The following is a 16,810-nucleotide window of genomic DNA, read 5'->3' on the forward strand; positions in this document are numbered from 1 at the left end:
GGTCTCAGAGCCAGCCGCGTTTGGCCGCCTGCAGCCCCGCCTCGAAACGACTCCGCGCCCCGAGACGCTCCATGATCCCGGCCATCATGCGGCGGACCGTACGCTGCGAGAGCCCGAGCTGGCGGGCCGCCCCCTCGTCGGTGAGGCCCTCGGACAGCAGCTTGAGGAGCTGGTGCTCCTGCGCCGACAGCCCGTGGTCGTCCCGGGCCGGCGCGGACCCCACGGGCGTGGCCGCGCTCCAGATCTGCTCGAACAGCGCCAAAACCGCGGTGACGACGCCGGTGTCGACGACCTGGATCACCCCCTTGCGGGAGTCCGCGGAGTCCAGCGGCAGCAGGGCGATCTTCCGGTCGTACACCAGCATGCGCACGGGGAGCGTGGGCGTGGTGCGGACGCTGGCCCCGTTCTGCGCCAGCCACTGCGCGTACGCCAGGGTGACCGGGTCGTTGCGGATGCTCTCCAGGCAGAGCGTCCGCATGGCGACTCCCCGGCCGAGGACCTGCAGGTCCAGGGGCTTGGCGGCTTCCAGGGCCCGGGGGTCGTGCGCACCGCGGGACATGAAGCTGGCCACCTCGCTGCGCGCGTTCGCGGCCAGTTCCTCGATGCGCGCCTGGACCTCGTCCATGCCGAGCAGGCTGTCGGTGCTGGAACGCACTCCCCAGGGACGATGGTCGGCGTACTCGCTCACGAGGTTGGCGACGGCGGCCTGCGCCTCCGCGATCTGCTGCTGCTGCCGTACGAGCTCGAACTGACGGCGCTGGAGCAGAGCCTGCAGGCCGGCCTCGGGGCTCACCGGGCGGAAGTCCCCGGGCGACTCCCACGAGGGCCGGAGAAGCGCGAGTTCGGCCAGCTGGTCGAATGTCTTCCGTATCTCGTCCACGGTCACGGAAAGCTCGTCGGCGATGTCCTGAATATCCAGGTCACGCTTGGTGAGCAGCAGCCGGTAGACCTTCTCCGTCAGCTCGTCGAGCCCCAGAGATTCCAGCACCCCCTGTACCTCCGCCCAAGAGGTCAGTGCATTCGGTGTTGATTGTGATCACTATCGCACTTTTCGGCAACCGTCCCTCCTGGCGAATCCGCTCGGAACGCCGTCCGGGAATGTTCCGGACAGGCCGTGCCCGGCCGGCCTCCCGCGATTCCCTCAGACCTGAATAGGTCACGGCCGCTTGGTGCCAGCCCGAACCCCTTCCGGCCGGAAAACGCCGCTGGCAATCTCGGATTCGTCGGCACCCCGCCCCGGGGTCGAGCCGACCGGCAAAGGACAGATCACCCCATTCGACGGACTGGAGGAGCCGGCCATGAAGGCTGTCATTCGATTCGCAAGCACGTTCTCCGTCTCACTTCTCGCCGTCGCGGCGCTCTCCACCGCCGCCGTGGCCGAGAGCGGGGACGCCTGGAGCAACTCCTGGGACGGCAACTACGCGAGCTGCGTCGAGGTCCCCGGAGGCGGGACCGGGCCGAAGTGCCCGGGATCCGAGGGCGGCCCAATGCCGATCGACCCCGTGGCCGGCCGGTGAGGGCCGGATCGTGCATGGCGGCGCCCGTGACCGCGCTGATGCCATGTACATAATCGCCGCCCGGCTCCTGCGGGGATCGACGGCATCACACCACGCCTCACCGGATCTGTTGCAGCGGACGATCATCGCAACCGCCGAATCGTCATTCCGGGAAACCGGACCCGCCCTGGCGCACGTGTACTGCCGCGGCGACGACAACGGCATCTCCCTCATCCTCTACATACAGGCGAAGGATCTCGGCCAGGCCGAGAACGGCGCGCGAGAACTACTCCGCGAAGCGATGGAGAAGACCGACGGCATGACCGGCTGGACCATCGCGCACTGCAGCGCCGACCTCATCTCGCCGGTCATGGACACGATCGTCGGCGACGCCTCCAACTAGCCCCACACCGACTGAGCAGTGAAAGGCGATCATCGCCATTCCTCTGACTACTTTTCCTGACGTTAATCAGATAGGAAAGTCAATGTTCCCTGATTTGCACCGACCGATCGCGCTGGCGGGCGCGGGCGGATATCTGGGCGAGGCGGTCCTCGGGCAGATCGCCGTCCGGTGTCCCGGCGCCGCCGTACGCGTGCTGGACGTCCGTCCGCCGGCCCCGGTCGCCGGTCTCGACCTGGAGCATGTCCAGGGTTCGCCCGCCGCCCCCCAGGCGCTCGGCCTGCTCATGCGGGGGGCCGGCGTCGCCCTGCACCTGGGTCTGCGGGCGCGGCGAGTCCATCCCCGGAGAAGCACGGACGGGGAAGCGATGACGGCGTTCGTCGCCGCGGCCGCCGCCCAGGCGGTGCCGCACCTCCTCTACTGCTCCTCAGGAGAGGTGTACGGCGAGGGCGCACGCCGGGCGCTGACCGAGGACGACCCGGTCGTCGCGCACTCCCCGCTGGCGCGCCTCCAGATCAGAGGCGAGAGCCTCGTCCGCGAGTTCGTGGAGACGGACGGCCGCTCGGCCACCGTCCTGCGTCCCTTCGGCACCTACGGGCCGGGCCAGCCGATCGGGTCGATGATCGGACGGCTCCTGCACGACGCCAGGCTCGGCCTGCCCGTGGCCGTGCCGGGCGACGGCACGCAGCTCCGCGCGTTCACCTACGTGGACGACGTCGCGCGGGGCATCGTGACCGCGCTGTGCCGCGACAACCGCGGGCGGGAGCCGTACGCCGTCTACAACCTGGCCTCACCGGAGATCTTCAGCCTGCGCGACCTGGCCCGGCAGGTCCTCTCGGTGACCGGCGGACGGGGTGGCGTCGTCCCACGGCCCCGGCACCTCCACGGCCAGGTCGCCACCCAGGTCCCGTGCGTCGAGAAGGCGGCGGAGGAGCTGGGCTTCCACGCCACGACGCTGCTGACCCAGGGCCTGTCGCTGTGCGCCCTGCACGCCGATCTCGCCGCGGAACGCCAGTCGGCCGTGGCGTGACGGCTCCACGAGAACGAGAGGTGATCACGTGACCGACACATCCGCCCTCCACCGCTTCGACCCGCTGGCGCTTGATGCCGTACCGGAGGTGGACGCGCTCCTGGAACGGCTCGGCCTCGGCGCCTTCGACGGCGCCGACCTGACGGCCCACATCGGCAGGAACGACAACTGGGCGGGCACCACCCGGGGCGGCGCGCGGGTCTTCGTGAAGCGGGTCGGCGACGGCTCTGGCGAGGACCTGCGCCGGTTCCGCCGCATCGTCACCTTCGACCTCCTGGCCACCCGGCCCGAGCTCGCCGACGTACGCGGGCCGCGCCTCCTGGGCTACGACATCGCCTCCCGGCTGGTCGTCTTCGAGCTGCTGACCGGGGTTTCCAGCGGTGCCGAACTCGCCGCCGAGGACGACTTCGGCGAGGACCTGTGTCACCAGGCCGGCCGCATCGTGGGCGCGCTGCACGCCTGCCGCCCGGAGCTCTCGCCGGTGAACATGGACGGCTCACCGCCGCCGCTGCCCGTGGTGTCCACCCTGGATGCCGTCCCGCTGCCGATGTTCCAGGCGCTCAGCGCGGCGGAGGTGGAGCTGTGGGGCATCCTGCAGTCCGACACCGCCATGGCCGACGCCCTGCGCGACCTGCGCCGGGCCGAGGACGCGGCGCCCCGGCGGCTGTGCCACTGCGATCTCCGGCTGGACCAGTTCCTCGTCGGCGACGGCCTGCTGCACCTGACCGACTGGGAGGAGTTCCGCCTGGGCGACCCGGCCAGGGACATCGGCGGCTTCGCCGGTGAGTGGCTCTACCGCGCCATTCTCGGCATTCCCGGCGCCGCCGAGGACGGCGGCGAGCTCACCCACGCCGAGGTTCTGGCCCGCGGCGTACGCGAACTCGACCGGTTGCGGCCCAACATCCTCGCATTCTGGCGCGCCTACCGGGAGGCGTGCCCGGAGATCGACGACGGCCTCGCCACCCGGGCCGTCCGGTTCGCCGGATGGCACATGATCGATCGGGGCCTGGCCCGGGCCGCGCAGAACGCCCGCCTCGGCGCCGTCGACCGGGCCGCCGCCGGGATCGGCAGGAACGCGCTCCTGGAGCCGGAAAGGTTCGTCACCACCCTCGGATTGGGAGAGACCCTGTGAGCACCGTCGCCCTCCGTGTGCCCCTGCCCCTGCTGCGCGCCCTCGACGACGTCCACGTCGCTCCCGACGGTCCGCGCGCCACCGTCGGCGATCGCGAACTGGAGGCCGCCTCCGACGACTCCCTGCGGCACAAGCTGTGCGCCGCGCTCTACGACAGCGTGCACGCCGGGCGGCCGGCCCGCGACGGTCATCAGCCCCGCACGCTGCGGGAGCCGGACTTCGAGGAACGGCTGGCCGCCGCGACCCCGCATCGTACGACCACGGTCCTCGGCCGCGTGGTCAGCCCGCCCGAGGGGGACGCGTTCGTCGCGCTCGTCGACGGGCTCAGGGTGCGGATGCCCGCCGAGCAGCACGACGCCCCGTCCCCGGACGGGCGGCTGGCGCTGCGCGTGCCCGCGCTGCGTCCCGCGCTGTCGCCGGGCTTCTTCCTGGTGGACGGCTCGGCGGGCGGGATCGCCGAAGGTCCCGTCCTCCGGGTGTACGTCCACATCGCCGAGCCCTCGGCCGCCCCGGACGTGTGGCGGGCGGCGCTGGAGCGACTGGAGGCCTCCGGTCTGCCCTACCGCGCCAAGATCAGCTCCAGTGCCCGGCTGTTCCCCCGGCGGGACGCCCTGGTCGTCTACCTCGGCCCGCGCGCGTGGCACCTGGCCGACGACGTGCCGGCGGCGATCCGCGGGCTCACCGGCGTCGGCGAGGAGACCTCGGCCTTCGTGCACCGCCTGGCGCCCGGTGTGGGGCTCGCCTGGGATCCGCAGGACCGCCGCCCGGGCATGGGCCGGCTGAGTTTCGGCGAGCACCGGGCGACGGCGGTCGCCGAGGCGCTGCTCGCCCACGCCCGCGGCGGCGCCGAGGGCCCCCTGGAGATCACGCTCGCCGAGGCGTTCACCGCGGCCGGCATCGACCCGGCGCGGCCCGCACGCGACCTCGTCTCGCCCCGTCTCCCCCAGTTCGATCTCTGACCCCGATCGAAGAGGAGGTCGTCATGCCCCGTCCCCCCGCCCTTCCGGCCGACGACAAGCTCGCCATCGTGCTGGCGGTCCTGTCCGGCAAGCACACGGTCGCCGAGGCCGCCCGGCGGGCCGAGGTGTCCGAGCAGTCCATTCTCAACTGGCGCAAGCAGTTCATCGAGGGCGGCCGCAGCGGCCTGGAAGGGGCCCTGGCCAACCGCGCCTCCGAACGCGAGGCGGATCTCGCGGCCGAGGTCAAACGGCTCAAGACGGTCCTCGGCGAGGTCTACCTGGAGCTCAACACCTGGCGCAAGATCGGCCACGTCCGCCGGGTCCCTACCCGGACCTCGAGATGATCCGGCTCGACCTGCGGGTCTCCATCTCGAGGTTCTGCGCCATCCTCGGCATCCCCCGCCGCACCTACACCCGCTGGCGGCGGCCGATCGAAGTCCCCGACACGACAAGGCAGGAACCGTGACCATCATGCTTCCGACACCCACCAAGGCCGCGGAGGACAGCGCGACGGCCGTCGCGGTCAGCGACCTCCGCATGCGGTACGGCGACCGCGACGTGCTGTGCGGAGTCGACCTCACCGTACGGCGTGGCGAGGTCTTCGCCCTGCTGGGGCCGAACGGGGCCGGCAAGAGCACCACCATCGAGATCCTGGAGGGGTTCCGGCGCCGCTCCGGGGGCGAGGTGAGCGTGCTCGGAGCGGACCCCGACACGGCGGGCCCCGCCTGGCGCGGCGAGCTGGGCATCATCCTGCAGTCGTGGCGCGACCACCCCCGATGGCGGGTGCGCGAGCTGCTCGAACACTTCGCGACCTACTACGAGCACCCGCGCGACGTGGACGAGCTGCTGGAGCGGCTGGGCCTCCAGGAGCAGGCCGCCCAGGAGTGCCAGAAGCTGTCCGGCGGCCAGCGCCGCCGCGTGGACGTGGCTCTGGGCATCGTCGGCAATCCCCGGCTGCTCTTCCTCGACGAGCCCACCACGGGATTCGACCCCGTCGCCCGCCGCGAGTTCCACGAGCTGGTCGAGCAGCTCCGCGACGAGGGCATGACGATGGTGCTCACCACCCACGACCTGCACGAGGCCGAACGCCTGGCCGACCGCATCGCCGTACTGATCGCCGGCCGGGTGGCCGCCTGCGGCACCGCCGCCGAGCTCGCGGTGAGCGCCAGGGCGCAGGCGGAGGTCGTCTGGACCGACGACGGCCAGACCCGCAGGCAGATCACCCCCGACCCGTCCCAGCTCGTCTGGGAGCTGCAGCAGCGGCTCGGCGGGCCGATCCCCGGGCTGGAGGTCCACCGTCCCACGCTCGAGGACATCTACATCCGCATGATCCGTGAAGGAGAGACCCAGTGACCATCCGCCGTGCCCTCGCCTGCGGCCTCGGCCGCGGCCGACTGGAGATCACGCATCTGCTGCGCACCCCACGCGAGGTGATATCCCAGCTCAGCACGCCTATCGCCTTCGTCGTCCTGGCGATGGTCAACGACGACGCGATCCCCGGCAGCGCCCTGCCGATGGCCAACGTCTTCATCGCGGGCGGCGTGGCGGCGGTGGTGGTGCAGACCTGCCTGATCGCGCTGCCACAGGTGCTGGCCACCGAACGGGAGGAGGGCACCCTGCTGCGGCAGCGCACCGCGCCCGAGGGCATGACCGCCTATCTGATCGGCAAGACGTGCCTGCTGCTCACGCAGGTGCTGATCGGCATCGCGCTCGTGCTGGCCGGCGGCGCCGTCTTCGCCGGCTCCGGGCTCCCGGCCGGCCTCGGCGACTGGCTGACCCTGCTGTGGGTGCTGCCGCTCGGGCTGCTCGCGATGGCGCCGATCGGGGCGGCGCTGGGGGCCGTGCTACCCAACGCCCGCGAGGCGCTGGCGTGGTCGATGATGCCGGTTCTCGGTGTGATGGCCATCTCCGGGATCTTCTTCTCCATCACCTCGTTGCCCGAGGCGGTGCAGACGATCTCCCAGCTCTTCCCGCCCAAGTGGATCGCCCAGGGCGTGCGCTCCGCCCTGCTCCCCGACTCCGCGCTGGCCGCCGAGACCGGGCACAGCTGGCAGCACCTGCAGGCCCTGGGCGTCACCGCCGCCTGGGCCGTGGCGGGCTTCACCCTCGCCCCCCGCGTGCTGCGGCGGATGGCCCGCCGCGAGTCCGGCAGCCGCCTGGCCGAGCGCCGCACGGCCGCACCCGCCTGATCCCGTCCCCCAAGGAGGTTCCCCGATGTCCGCTGAGGCGTCTGTCCGACCGTTGAAACCGACCTCCGTCGTCTATCCCCTGCAGCCGGACACCGCGACGGCGATGGTCCCGTACGGCCGGCTCGTACGCGACCGGGGCGGCCGTCTGTGGACCGGTCAGTCCCTGCGCATCGACACCCACCAGTTGCTGGTGTCGCTGGTGGAACGCGTGCCCGGCCTCGCGGTCGGCACCGGCGTCACGCTGACGCCGCTGCGCCACCCCTTCGAGGCCGCGATCCACGCCAGGTCCGTGGCCGCGATCTCCGGCGCGCCCGTCGTGGCCGGCTTCGGACCCGGCGCGCCGGAGTTCCAGGCCGCCGTGATGCGAGAGCCGTACCGGAGCCCGCTGACCGCCATGCACGAGTACGTCACCATCGTGCGCCGCCTGCTCGACGGCGAGCTGGTCGACCACGACGGGGAGTACCACACGCTGCACGGCGGCGCCCTGTTCCCGATCGCCACGGCGCCGATCGAGGTCGGCCTGGGGGTGCTGCGCCCGCGGATGGCCGAGCTCGCCGGCCGGGTCGCCGACGTCGCCATCACCTGGATGACGCCGGCGTCCTACATCCGCGAGCAGATCGTCCCGGCGATCGAGGCCGGCGCCAAGGAGCAGGGGCGCACCCCGCCCCGGATCGCCACCGTCGTCCACGTCGCGGTGGCCCGGCCCGGCCGCGATCTGCTCGCGACCATCCGCGCCGGCGCCGGAGCGCACCTGGGCGGCCGGCACTACGTCGACATGCTGCGCCGCGCGGGCCTGGACGCGGACGTGACCGACCCGGGCAGGGGCGCCGCGGCGCTGCTGGACAGCGGCACGTTCGTGACGGGCAGCCCGGAGGAGATCGTCGAGGGGCTGCAACGCTACCGCGACTGCGGCGTCGACGAGGTCGTGCTCAACCCGGCGGGCGTACTGGTCACCGAGGGTCCGCAGGCCGCGCTCCGCGACCTGCGGGAGATCCTGGACGCGGAGGCCGGCCGTGACTGAGCCGGACGACGCCCTCGCTCCGCGCCCGCCCGCCTTCGGGGCGCGCAAGCTGCTCTACGTCGGCACCGGATCCCTCGGCGTGGCCTTCATGCCCTACTGGATCAACTGGGTGCAGGCGGCCTACCCGGCGACGCGGGTCCGTACGGTCATCACGCGGGCGGCCGAGCGGTTCGTCGCGCGGGGCGCGATAGCCGCCCTGTCGGGCCGGGAGGTGGAGCTCGACGTGTGGCCCGACCACGCCGTGCAGGGGGCGCCCCACGTCGAGCTCGCCCAGTGGGCGGACGCGGTCGTCGTCCACCCCGCGAGCATGCACTTCGTCTCCCGGCTGGCCCTGGGCATCGCCGACACCCCCGTGCTCCTCGCGTTGCAGTGCACCCAGGCGCCGATCGCGGTCGCGCCGGCCCTGCCGCCCGGGGCGGTCACGTCGGTCCCCTACCTCCGGCACAGAGACGCGCTCGGCGAGCGCCGCAACATCGTGGTGGTGCCCCCGATGGCCGGGCACAGCGTCACGACCGGCCGCTCGGACGCGGCGGTCGCCGTGCCACTGCCCGCGGTGATCGCGGCGCTCGAACGGCTCCGCACGACGCTCGTCCCCGTACGCGAGGAGGCGTGCGACGCGGAGCGCCGCGAGCCGGTGGGGCGGGCGACGTGACCACGCAGTTGATCAGCCGCTTCGGGACGGGGTTCCTGCGCACCGAGATCTACCGGCACGGCGACGCGCACCTGTGGGTCCGCCGCCCCGGCCCGCACCGAGGCCGGCCCTTCCACCACATGTCCCTGCGGGCCGGTACGGCTATCGCGGCGGTGCCCACCGGCCCGGTCGTCTGGCGGCTCCCCGAGGAGAGCGGAGGGGAGATCCGCCTCTACCGGGCGCCGGGGGAGACGTCGGCGGCCAACCTCGCCATTGGGTCGAGCGGCGACCCCGAGTGGGAGCGCCTCCGCCGGGTGCTGTGCAACACCGGCAGGGCCCTGCGCGCCGTCCACATCGGGGTGTCCGGGGAGCTGGCGGCCGAGCCGCCGCCGGGACCGTCCCGTCTCGCCCGGTGGCTCAGGTCGGGACGGGGTCCAGGGGGCGCCGTCAGATTCCACGAGACGGCCCGCCGGCGGCTCGGCTCCCGGCGCTGGGAACGCGCGCTGAGCTGGTGTGAACCGCATCCGGGCGCCACGCGGTTCCTGCACGGCGCGCCGAGCCTCGGCTGCCTCGTCCTCGGCCCGGTCACCGGGAACGCGGCCCTGCTGTCCGGCGAGGAGCTGGCGCGCGGACCGGCCGAGTCCGACGTCGGCTGGCTGCTCGGCGAGCTCGTGGAGCTGCGCCTGATCGGCGAGACCGTCCCCGCGCTGCGGAGGCTGTCCGAACAGGCCGAGGCGGCGGCGGCCGCGCTCCTGCGCGGATACGACGCCCCGCTCGACACCGGGCTCCTCGGCCGCGTCGCCACCACGCGCGTGTTCACCCACGCGCACGACTTCGCCGCCTACGTCGGCTGGGCGGACGAACTCACGAACTATGCCGACTATCTCGTCCGGCTCATCGACGAACAAGGCGGACCGGCCGTTCCGGCCGGCGACCGCCAACTTTTGAAAAGCGGATCCGGAGACAATTAATTTATTTCGCTCCACAGAAGTGCCGGTCACCGGCCGAAAGCTCACAACAAACGGCTCTCACGACTCCTTCCGGCCGTGCTGCAATATTCCTGTCCGGCAGAAAGAGCCAAGAGCCGGAGCCCCACTTCAGAAGGAGAGAAAAATGAGCGACACCGAGCTGCTGATCAACGGTTACGCCGCCTACACCGACGCCGAGGAGTTCGGCGCGAGCGTGTCGGCCGAGGCGCCCGGCACCACGCCGGCCACGATCACCACCGTCTCCTCGGTCGAGTGCGTGATGTTCTCCGTCGGCTTCGCCAGCGCCACCTTCGCCGGCGGCTGCTGATCGCTCCCCTTCCGGTCCCGGGCGCTCGCGCCCGGGACCGGGGGATCACCTCCGACTCCCGCCCCGCCGCTTCGACTGAAGGGAACCCGGGACACCGTCATGACACGCCAACCTCCCCCCGCTCACGTACGGCGCCTGCGCCTCGGCGCCGACCTCGTCCGCGGCAACGGCCTGGCCGTCGCCCTGGCCGTACTCCTCGCACTCGCCTCGACCGCGGCCACGCTCTCGGTCCCGCTCCTGGTCAAGGAGCTCGTCGAGGCCCTGACCGGGAACGCCCCGATCGGCGTCCTGCTGGCGGTGACCTCGGCCGTCTCCATCGGCGGCGCGTTCGCCGGCGCCGCTTCGGCGTACGGCCTGACCCGCCTCGGCGAACGGCTGGTGCTCGGGCTGCGCACCGAGGCGATGGAGCACACGCTGCGGCTGCCGATGCGCACGGTCGGTGAGCAGGGCCCGGGCAACCTCGTCGCCCGGATCACCTCCGACGCCGTGCTGCTGCGGTCCGTCGTCGACGTCGGCGTGGTGCAGCTTCCGGTCGCGGGCATCACGGTCCTGTTCAGCCTGGTCGTGATGGCGCTGATCGACTGGGTGATGGTGCTCATCACGATCGCGTCCTTCGCGGTCGCCGCGGTCGCCATCGGGGTCGTCATGGTCCGCAGCCGGCGCGGCTTCGTGCAGGTCCAGGAGGCGACCGGGCAGCTGGCCCAGCGTTTCACCACTGCTCTCACCTCGCTCCCGACGATCAAGGCGTACTGCGCCGAGGCGGCCACCGCCGCGTCGCTCGCCGAGAACGCGGGGGCGTTGACGCGCAAGACGCTCTCGGCGGCCCGTCTGCAGTCCCTGGTGATGCCGGTGCTCGGACTGGGGCAGGAGATCGCCCTGGTCAGCATCGTCATCGCGGGCGGGGCCCGGATGGGCGCAGGCGCGCTGTCCATGTCCGGTTTCGTGGCGTTCCTGCTGTATCTGCTCCAGCTGGTCGGGCCGGTCACCACGGTCGTGACCGGGATGAGCCGACTGCAGGTCGGCCTGGCCGCCCGGTCCCGCTTCGAGGACCTGCTGAACATCACGCAGGAGCGCGACGACGAAGTGGTCGCGCCACCCTTCCCCCCGGCCCACGCCGCGGCCGTCGAGTTCACCGACGTCGGCTTCGCCTACGACGGCCATCCGGTCCTGAACGGGGTCACCTTCTCCGCGCCGTCCCGCGGCGTGACCGCGCTGGTCGGCCACTCCGGGGCGGGCAAGTCGACGGTGCTCGGGCTCGTCGAACGGTTCAACCACGCCGAAAGAGGCGCCATCCGCGTCCTCGGCAGCCCGATCGGGGACTGGCCGCTGCGCCGGCTGCGCGGCAACCTGGCCTACGTCGACCAGGGCTTCACGCTCGTCGAAGGCACCGTCCGCGACAACCTGCTGCTCGGCGCGGCCTCCCCCGCCGACGACGAGACCATCATGGCGACCCTGGATTCGGTCGACCTGCGGCAGGTCGTGCTCGACCTGCCCGACGGGCTGGACACGGTCATCGGCCGCGGCGTCGACCTGTCCGGCGGGCAACGCCAGCGGCTCGCCCTGGCCCGCGCCCTGCTGAGCGACGCCGCGGTCATGCTGCTGGACGAACCCACCTCGCAGCTCGACGGCATCAACGAGCTGCGGCTGCGCGACGTGATCGACCGCCTCGCCCGCGAGCGCGCGGTGGTGGTCGTCGCCCATCGCCTGTCCACGATCCACCAGGCCGATCAGGTCGTCGTCATGGACGGCGGCACCGTGGTGGACGCCGGGGCGCACTCCGATCTCATGTCCCGGTGCGAGCACTACCGTCAGCTCGTGCACAGCCAGCAGTGGCACGATCTCCAGCCGGTGGGCACGGCGGTGTAGGACCATCGTCGCGCCCCGTCCCCTCAATGTGGAGGCAATCCATGCACCCTCTCGTCAGCGGGTTGGTGTTCATCGTGATCATCGCGGTCATCGCCGACCTGGAACGCCGTCGGCGGCGCCGCCGCGGCCCCCGCCGCTGACCGCTCGTCCCTCGGCACGCGCCACCGCATCTGCAGAAGTACAACCGGGCGCGGAAATGAAAACGGGCGCGCGGAAATGAAACCGGGCGCGGCCCTTCACGGGGCCGTGCCCGGTTTCCATTTCTCCCCAATCTTGCTCTCCCCGCCGCGGGGAGAGTTATTTTTTTATGCCGGACGGCAGCCCAGGTGAACGCATCCGGAAACAAAAGCAACGATAAGTTTTCCCCGGCCGGCCCTGCTACAAATGAATCAGCGCGAAAACGCGCCGACGGATTCAAATCCACAGGAGGAGAAATGAACAACCTCGCCGACGAGCTCATCTCCGGCTACACCGCCTACACCAGCGCCGAGGAGGTCGGGGTCACCACGGCGGCCGACGCCCCCGCCACCACTCCGACCATCCTGTCCTTCATCGGCGCCTCGTCGCTGGCCTGCGGCGCGACCATCGGGTCGATCGTCACCGGCACCGTCAAGATCGGCTGCTGAGGACGTCCCTCATGGGTGCCCGCCTCGCGGCGGGCACCCCGGCCCCCCGGCGCCGATCGGGCCGGAACCCCCGGACCACCCCAGAACCGTCCACCCGCCCGACCTCTACGGGAGAAGCGCGAGTGTCCGCAACCCCGATCCACCGCCTGACTCTTCCCAACGGCCTGCGCGTGATCCTTCAGCCCATCCCCGATCTGCCGACCGTGGGGGTGAGCGTGCACTACAACGTCGGGTTCCGCTCGGAACCGGCCGACCGCACCGGATTCGCGCACCTCTTCGAGCACCTGATGTTCCAGGGCAGCCGCAACGTCCGCAAGCTTGAGCACTTCCGCCGGGTCCAGGCGGCCGGCGGCTCGGCGAACGGCTCGACCCACCAGGACTACACCGACTACTACCAGGCGGTGCCGTCCTCGGCGCTGGAGCTGGTCCTCTATCTCGAGGCCGACCGGATGCTCGGCCCCGACATCACCACGGAGAACCTCCTGACCCAGGTCGACGTGGTCAAGGAGGAGATCCGGCTCAACGTCACCAATCGGCCGTACGGCGGCTATCCCTGGACGGTGCTGCCGGGCGTGCTGTTCGACTCGTACGCCAACGCGCACAACGGTTACGGCGACTTCGAGGACCTCGAATCGGCGACGGTCGCCGAGTGCGAGGCGTTCTTCGACACCTACTACGGCCCCGGCAACGCCGTGCTGACGATCGCCGGCGGGTTCGAGCCGCAGGCCGCGGCCGAGATGGTGGCGCGCTGGTTCGGCGACGTTCCGGCCCGGCCGGCGCCGCCCGCGCCCACGCTGGCCGAGCCCCCTCTCGCGCGGGAGCGCTGGGGCGAACACCACGACGCCCACGCGCCGCTGCCCGCGCTGGCGGCCGGCCACCGGCTCCCGGATCCGGCCACGGCCCGGCACGGCTACCTGGCCCACATGGTGCTGAGCTCGATCCTGACCGGCGGCGACAACGGCAGGCTCACCGGCCGGATGGTCCACAGGGACCAGCTCGTGGTGGACGTGCGCACCGGATGCGGGCTCTTCGGCGCGTTCGAAGCCCGCGATCCCGACGTGTTCCTGATGGTCGCCACGCACTCCCCGGCGACCCGGCCGGAGCAGATCCTGGGCGTGCTGGACGAGGAACTGGACGACCTGGCGCGCCGGGGTCCGCAGGAGGCCGAACTGGCCCGGGCCACGGCCCGTACGTCCGCCGGCACCTACCGGACGTACGACGGGCTGACCGCCAGGACCCGCGCCCTCGGCGCGTTCGAGGTACTGCACGGCGCCGCGGAACTCGTGGACGAGTTGCCCGCGCTACTGGCGGCCGTGGACGCCGAGCAGGTCGGCCGCGCGGCCGGGGCACTGCGCCGCGACGCCCGCGCCGTCCTGCCCCTGGTCCCCGCCGGGTCCCGTGCGAACGCCGCCTGATCCCGAAGGAGAACTCTCATGGTCACCGCCACCGCCACGCGGCCCGCACCGGCCCGCCTCCTGCCTGCTCTCGGCCCGGAGCGGCCGTTCCGGATGCCGGAGACGGTCGACGCGGTCCTGCCCAACGGGCTGCGTGTCCTCGCCGTGCGCTCGCCTTCGGTGCCTCTGGTGGAGGTGCGCGTACGCCTTCCCCTCCCCGCGCCCGAGCCCCGCCTGAACGCCGCGGCCCAGATCCTGTGCTCGCTTCTGCTCCGCCGTACGGCGGGCCGCACCCCGGAGGCGCTCGACGACGCGATGGGCAGGGCGGGGGCGAGCCTGCACTGCGCCACCGACGAGCGCTGGCTGGGCATCTACGGGTCGGCCACCGCCGCCGGGCTGCCCGTGGTGCTGGACGTGCTCGTGGAGGCGTTGGTCAGCCCCTCCCACGAGGACGCCGACCTCGATCTCGCCCGGCGGCGGATCGTCGAGAAGATCAGGGTGACCCGGGCCCAGCCGCGCGTCTTCGCCCGCGAGGCGCTGCGCGTCCACCGCCACGGCGACCTGCCGGCGCTGCGGATGACCCCCGACGAGCGCACGGTGGCCGGGATCACGGCCGAGCAGGTGCTGGCACTGCACCAGCAGGTGCTCCGGCCCCGGGGCGCGCTGCTGGTGCTGGTCGGCGACATCGACCCGCACGCCGTGGTGCACCACCTGGAGACGATCACCCGTGACTGGCGTTCGTCCGGGACCTCGGTCCGGTCGTCCTACCGGCCGCCGCTGACCGGAACCGGCATCGCGCTGGTCGACCGGCCCGGCGCGGTCCAGTCGCAGGTCGTCCTGGCCGCGCCGGCGCCACCGCGCACCGACCCCCGCTTCGCCGCGCTTAACGTGGCCACGATGGTGGTGGGCGGCTACTTCTCCTCCCGCCTCGTCACCCGGCTGCGCGAGGAAGAGGGGCTCGCCTATCGCGTGGACGCGGGTCTCGACGAGGTGTTCGACGACTCGTCCGTGGTCATCGACGTCGACACCGCCACGGACGCCACCGCGAGGGCGGCGCGGCTGATCCGCGCCGAACTCGACGACCTGACCGGCGGCGGAGCGTCGGAGGAGGAGATCGAGTCGGCCCGGCGCTACCTGCTCGGCATGACGGCCATCGGCCTGGGGTCGCAGTCCGCGCTGGCCACCGCGCTGTCCAACGCCGTGGGCTTCGGCCACGAGCCGCACTGGCTGGTCTCCCAGCCGGAGGAGCTGCGCCGGCTGCCCCACGCCGAGGTGCGCGCGGCCATCGAGGAGTTCTACGCCCCCTCGCGCTTCACCGGTGTGATCACGGGCGACGCCGCCCGTCTCTCGGACACTCTCACACCCGCCGACCTGACCTGGTAGCGCGGGGCTACCAGACCGAGGCGGCTCACCAAGGGAACGGCCCCTCCTCCCGGAACGACAGCGGCTCCTGCACCGGAGCCGAACCGGGAGGAGGGGCCTTCTCGCTGTCCGGCACAGATCCCGGTCAGCCGGCCCGGCCACCCGCCCCGGGAGCACCCGCCGGGAAGCCCCGCAGGCGACACCGGGAGCGGCCCCTGAGACGAACGTACGGAGACCAGAGGAAACGGAAACGGCGCTGGCGTGCTCGGATCGAGCACGCCAGCGCCGTTTTCCGTGGATCGGCGGTGGAAACCGTTCGCGACTAGTTGTTGCCGGCCTTGCGCATCATGGCCTCCACCGCGTCCTTCGCGGCGACGAGTGAGGCTCCCGTGGCCTTCCGGTAGATCCTGACGGCCTCGATTCTCTTTCCGCGCTGCAGGGCCGCGTGAAACTCGGGCGGCAGCACCGACTCGCCGCCGGCGGCGATTGCCGGATCGATGCCGAGGTACAGCTGGAGGAACGCTACCTGATTTTCGAGTTGGGCTACTCTCTGCTCAATGGAATCCATATTACGATGATATCCGCGACAGTCGTGAAAGGCAATGTGGTAATAAATCGCAGAAAACAGAAAAGCGCGTATGCGGCCCGGAGCCAGAAGGCTCGGACCGCACACGCGCGAGGGTGGGGCGAGGGGTGGCGCCGGCCGCCGTCAGCAGCCGTAGTACCAGGTGGCGACCGTGACGCTCACCGCGGAGGCGCATACGGCCGTCGAGAGCGTCGGGGTGGTCGCGGGGGCCTCGCCCTCGACCGGAACGCCGATCTCCTCCGCGTCGGTGTAGGCGGTGTATCCGGCGATCAGCTGCTCGGTGGTGTCCATGGCTCCTCCGGAAGACTATTGTGCGGGTTCGTTTCGCGCGGACCGACCGGATCGGCTCGCAATAAAGAGTTAAGCACATGCGGGCGAGGCAATAAATTCCATTGTTTGCCATCGGATGGGGCACGTGGCGGCGAACGGAAATGTGTCCGCAGGTCACCGGGGCCAGCCCGCGCGCACCCGGGCGACGATAAAAAAACAAATACGCCGGGGAATCGCGACGAAAAGCCGTGCCGTATGTTAGCTCTGAGGTGTGACGGATATTGTTCGGTCGGCGCTGCGCGCGCTGCGCACGACGCGGGGGGTGTCCCGGCGGGAACTCGCCGACGCCCTGGGCGTGCACTGGCAGACGATCGGTTACATCGAACGCGGCGAACGCCTGCCGGGCCTGGCCCTGGCCATGCGGATGGCGGAGCTCTTCGGCGTACCGGTCGAGGAGCTGTTCTCTCTCGCGGCCGAACCGGTTCCCGCCAGGACACGGCGCGGCCGACCGGCCGCCGGGTGCGTACGAGAGGCGTGAGCCCGCAACTGCTG

At 71.8% G+C, this 16,810-nt stretch carries 21 protein-coding genes; 18 read left to right on the forward strand and 3 right to left on the reverse strand.

Annotation, left to right across the window (positions count from 1 at the left end):
- Positions 1-4: 4 nt before the first annotated feature.
- The gene (locus BXA11_RS18430; RefSeq protein WP_076436110.1) at positions 5-988 is read right to left on the reverse strand and encodes a helix-turn-helix domain-containing protein; all 984 of its coding nucleotides are present in this window, start codon (positions 986-988) and stop codon (positions 5-7) included.
- A gap of 310 nt (positions 989-1,298) precedes the next feature.
- Here BXA11_RS18430 and BXA11_RS18435 point away from each other — a divergent pair, with 310 nt between their 5' ends.
- From BXA11_RS18435 to BXA11_RS18510, 17 genes are all read left to right on the forward strand, one after another.
- Positions 1,299-1,517, forward strand: a complete 219-nt coding sequence (locus BXA11_RS18435; RefSeq protein ID WP_076436112.1) for a hypothetical protein — start codon at positions 1,299-1,301, stop codon at positions 1,515-1,517.
- A 10-nt stretch (positions 1,518-1,527) separates the two neighbouring features.
- On the forward strand, positions 1,528-1,899 hold the full coding sequence (locus BXA11_RS18440) for a hypothetical protein (RefSeq protein ID WP_143734383.1): 372 nt from the start codon (positions 1,528-1,530) through the stop codon (positions 1,897-1,899).
- A gap of 82 nt (positions 1,900-1,981) precedes the next feature.
- A complete protein-coding gene (locus BXA11_RS18445) occupies positions 1,982-2,926 on the forward strand; it encodes an NAD-dependent epimerase/dehydratase family protein (protein ID WP_143734384.1) in 945 nt (314 codons plus the stop codon).
- 28 nt (positions 2,927-2,954) lie between these two features.
- Positions 2,955-4,058 carry a class V lanthionine synthetase subunit LxmK gene (gene lxmK, locus BXA11_RS18450; RefSeq protein ID WP_083744358.1) on the forward strand — a complete coding sequence of 368 codons (1,104 nt, stop codon included), beginning with the start codon at positions 2,955-2,957 and terminating at the stop codon, positions 4,056-4,058.
- The gene (locus BXA11_RS18455) at positions 4,055-5,017 is read left to right on the forward strand and encodes a T3SS effector HopA1 family protein (RefSeq protein ID WP_083744359.1); all 963 of its coding nucleotides are present in this window, start codon (positions 4,055-4,057) and stop codon (positions 5,015-5,017) included. The genes lxmK and BXA11_RS18455 overlap by 4 nt, the downstream gene beginning before the upstream one ends.
- Before the next feature lie 23 nt (positions 5,018-5,040).
- Positions 5,041-5,361 (forward strand): helix-turn-helix domain-containing protein, encoded by a 321-nt coding sequence (locus BXA11_RS18460; RefSeq protein WP_076436118.1) that lies wholly within the window; start codon positions 5,041-5,043, stop codon positions 5,359-5,361.
- Complete coding sequence (locus BXA11_RS45385) at positions 5,358-5,483, forward strand: hypothetical protein (RefSeq protein WP_275409680.1); 126 nt, start codon at positions 5,358-5,360, stop codon at positions 5,481-5,483. The genes BXA11_RS18460 and BXA11_RS45385 overlap by 4 nt, the downstream gene beginning before the upstream one ends.
- 5 nt (positions 5,484-5,488) lie before the next feature.
- Positions 5,489-6,370, forward strand: a complete 882-nt coding sequence (locus BXA11_RS18465; protein ID WP_204053524.1) for an ABC transporter ATP-binding protein — start codon at positions 5,489-5,491, stop codon at positions 6,368-6,370.
- Positions 6,367-7,206: an ABC transporter permease gene (locus BXA11_RS18470; protein ID WP_143734385.1), complete on the forward strand. Its 840-nt coding sequence runs from the start codon at positions 6,367-6,369 to the stop codon at positions 7,204-7,206. The genes BXA11_RS18465 and BXA11_RS18470 overlap by 4 nt, the downstream gene beginning before the upstream one ends.
- Positions 7,207-7,258: 52 nt before the next feature.
- On the forward strand, positions 7,259-8,227 hold the full coding sequence (locus tag BXA11_RS18475; RefSeq protein WP_239104870.1) for an LLM class flavin-dependent oxidoreductase: 969 nt from the start codon (positions 7,259-7,261) through the stop codon (positions 8,225-8,227).
- Positions 8,220-8,879, forward strand: coding sequence for a flavoprotein (locus BXA11_RS18480; RefSeq protein WP_076436122.1), 660 nt, complete (start codon positions 8,220-8,222; stop codon positions 8,877-8,879). The genes BXA11_RS18475 and BXA11_RS18480 overlap by 8 nt, the downstream gene beginning before the upstream one ends.
- On the forward strand, positions 8,876-9,829 hold the full coding sequence (locus tag BXA11_RS18485) for a phosphotransferase family protein (RefSeq protein WP_143734386.1): 954 nt from the start codon (positions 8,876-8,878) through the stop codon (positions 9,827-9,829). Before BXA11_RS18480 ends, BXA11_RS18485 begins: the two co-directional genes overlap by 4 nt.
- A 142-nt stretch (positions 9,830-9,971) precedes the next feature.
- Positions 9,972-10,154, forward strand: a complete 183-nt coding sequence (locus BXA11_RS18490; protein ID WP_076436126.1) for an LxmA leader domain family RiPP — start codon at positions 9,972-9,974, stop codon at positions 10,152-10,154.
- A gap of 99 nt (positions 10,155-10,253) precedes the next feature.
- Positions 10,254-12,020, forward strand: coding sequence for an ABC transporter ATP-binding protein (locus BXA11_RS18495; RefSeq protein ID WP_076436127.1), 1,767 nt, complete (start codon positions 10,254-10,256; stop codon positions 12,018-12,020).
- Between the two features lie 434 nt (positions 12,021-12,454).
- On the forward strand, positions 12,455-12,646 hold the full coding sequence (locus BXA11_RS18500) for an LxmA leader domain family RiPP (protein WP_076436129.1): 192 nt from the start codon (positions 12,455-12,457) through the stop codon (positions 12,644-12,646).
- Positions 12,647-12,768: 122 nt separating this feature from the next.
- Positions 12,769-14,061: a M16 family metallopeptidase gene (locus tag BXA11_RS18505; protein WP_076436130.1), complete on the forward strand. Its 1,293-nt coding sequence runs from the start codon at positions 12,769-12,771 to the stop codon at positions 14,059-14,061.
- 18 nt (positions 14,062-14,079) lie between these two features.
- On the forward strand, positions 14,080-15,423 hold the full coding sequence (locus BXA11_RS18510; RefSeq protein ID WP_076436132.1) for a M16 family metallopeptidase: 1,344 nt from the start codon (positions 14,080-14,082) through the stop codon (positions 15,421-15,423).
- A gap of 301 nt (positions 15,424-15,724) precedes the next feature.
- On the opposite strand, the gene BXA11_RS18515 is transcribed toward BXA11_RS18510, so the two are convergent.
- Together BXA11_RS18515 and BXA11_RS43670 are read right to left on the reverse strand one after the other, a co-directional pair.
- Positions 15,725-15,970, reverse strand: a complete 246-nt coding sequence (locus tag BXA11_RS18515) for a hypothetical protein (RefSeq protein WP_076436134.1) — start codon at positions 15,968-15,970, stop codon at positions 15,725-15,727.
- 141 nt (positions 15,971-16,111) lie between these two features.
- Complete coding sequence (locus BXA11_RS43670) at positions 16,112-16,279, reverse strand: LxmA leader domain family RiPP (RefSeq protein WP_167769265.1); 168 nt, start codon at positions 16,277-16,279, stop codon at positions 16,112-16,114.
- A gap of 250 nt (positions 16,280-16,529) precedes the next feature.
- On the opposite strand from BXA11_RS43670, the gene BXA11_RS18520 reads away from it, so the two are divergent.
- On the forward strand, positions 16,530-16,796 hold the full coding sequence (locus tag BXA11_RS18520; RefSeq protein WP_076436136.1) for a helix-turn-helix transcriptional regulator: 267 nt from the start codon (positions 16,530-16,532) through the stop codon (positions 16,794-16,796).
- The last annotated feature ends 14 nt before the right edge of the window (positions 16,797-16,810 follow it).

The sequence above is a fragment of the Microbispora rosea genome, from assembly GCF_900156315.1.
Taxonomy (GTDB): domain Bacteria; phylum Actinomycetota; class Actinomycetes; order Streptosporangiales; family Streptosporangiaceae; genus Microbispora; species Microbispora rosea.

Coding starts and splice junctions, on each gene's coding strand:
- BXA11_RS43670 (WP_167769265.1), bottom strand. CDS start 16,279: ATGGACACCACCGAGCAGCTGATCGCCGGATACACCGCCTACACCGAC.
- BXA11_RS18465 (WP_204053524.1), top strand. CDS start 5,489: ATGCTTCCGACACCCACCAAGGCCGCGGAGGACAGCGCGACGGCCGTC.
- BXA11_RS18510 (WP_076436132.1), top strand. CDS start 14,080: ATGGTCACCGCCACCGCCACGCGGCCCGCACCGGCCCGCCTCCTGCCT.
- BXA11_RS18500 (WP_076436129.1), top strand. CDS start 12,455: ATGAACAACCTCGCCGACGAGCTCATCTCCGGCTACACCGCCTACACC.
- BXA11_RS18460 (WP_076436118.1), top strand. CDS start 5,041: ATGCCCCGTCCCCCCGCCCTTCCGGCCGACGACAAGCTCGCCATCGTG.
- BXA11_RS18490 (WP_076436126.1), top strand. CDS start 9,972: ATGAGCGACACCGAGCTGCTGATCAACGGTTACGCCGCCTACACCGAC.
- BXA11_RS18495 (WP_076436127.1), top strand. CDS start 10,254: ATGACACGCCAACCTCCCCCCGCTCACGTACGGCGCCTGCGCCTCGGC.
- BXA11_RS18515 (WP_076436134.1), bottom strand. CDS start 15,970: ATGGATTCCATTGAGCAGAGAGTAGCCCAACTCGAAAATCAGGTAGCG.
- BXA11_RS45385 (WP_275409680.1), top strand. CDS start 5,358: ATGATCCGGCTCGACCTGCGGGTCTCCATCTCGAGGTTCTGCGCCATC.
- BXA11_RS18445 (WP_143734384.1), top strand. CDS start 1,982: ATGTTCCCTGATTTGCACCGACCGATCGCGCTGGCGGGCGCGGGCGGA.
- BXA11_RS18435 (WP_076436112.1), top strand. CDS start 1,299: ATGAAGGCTGTCATTCGATTCGCAAGCACGTTCTCCGTCTCACTTCTC.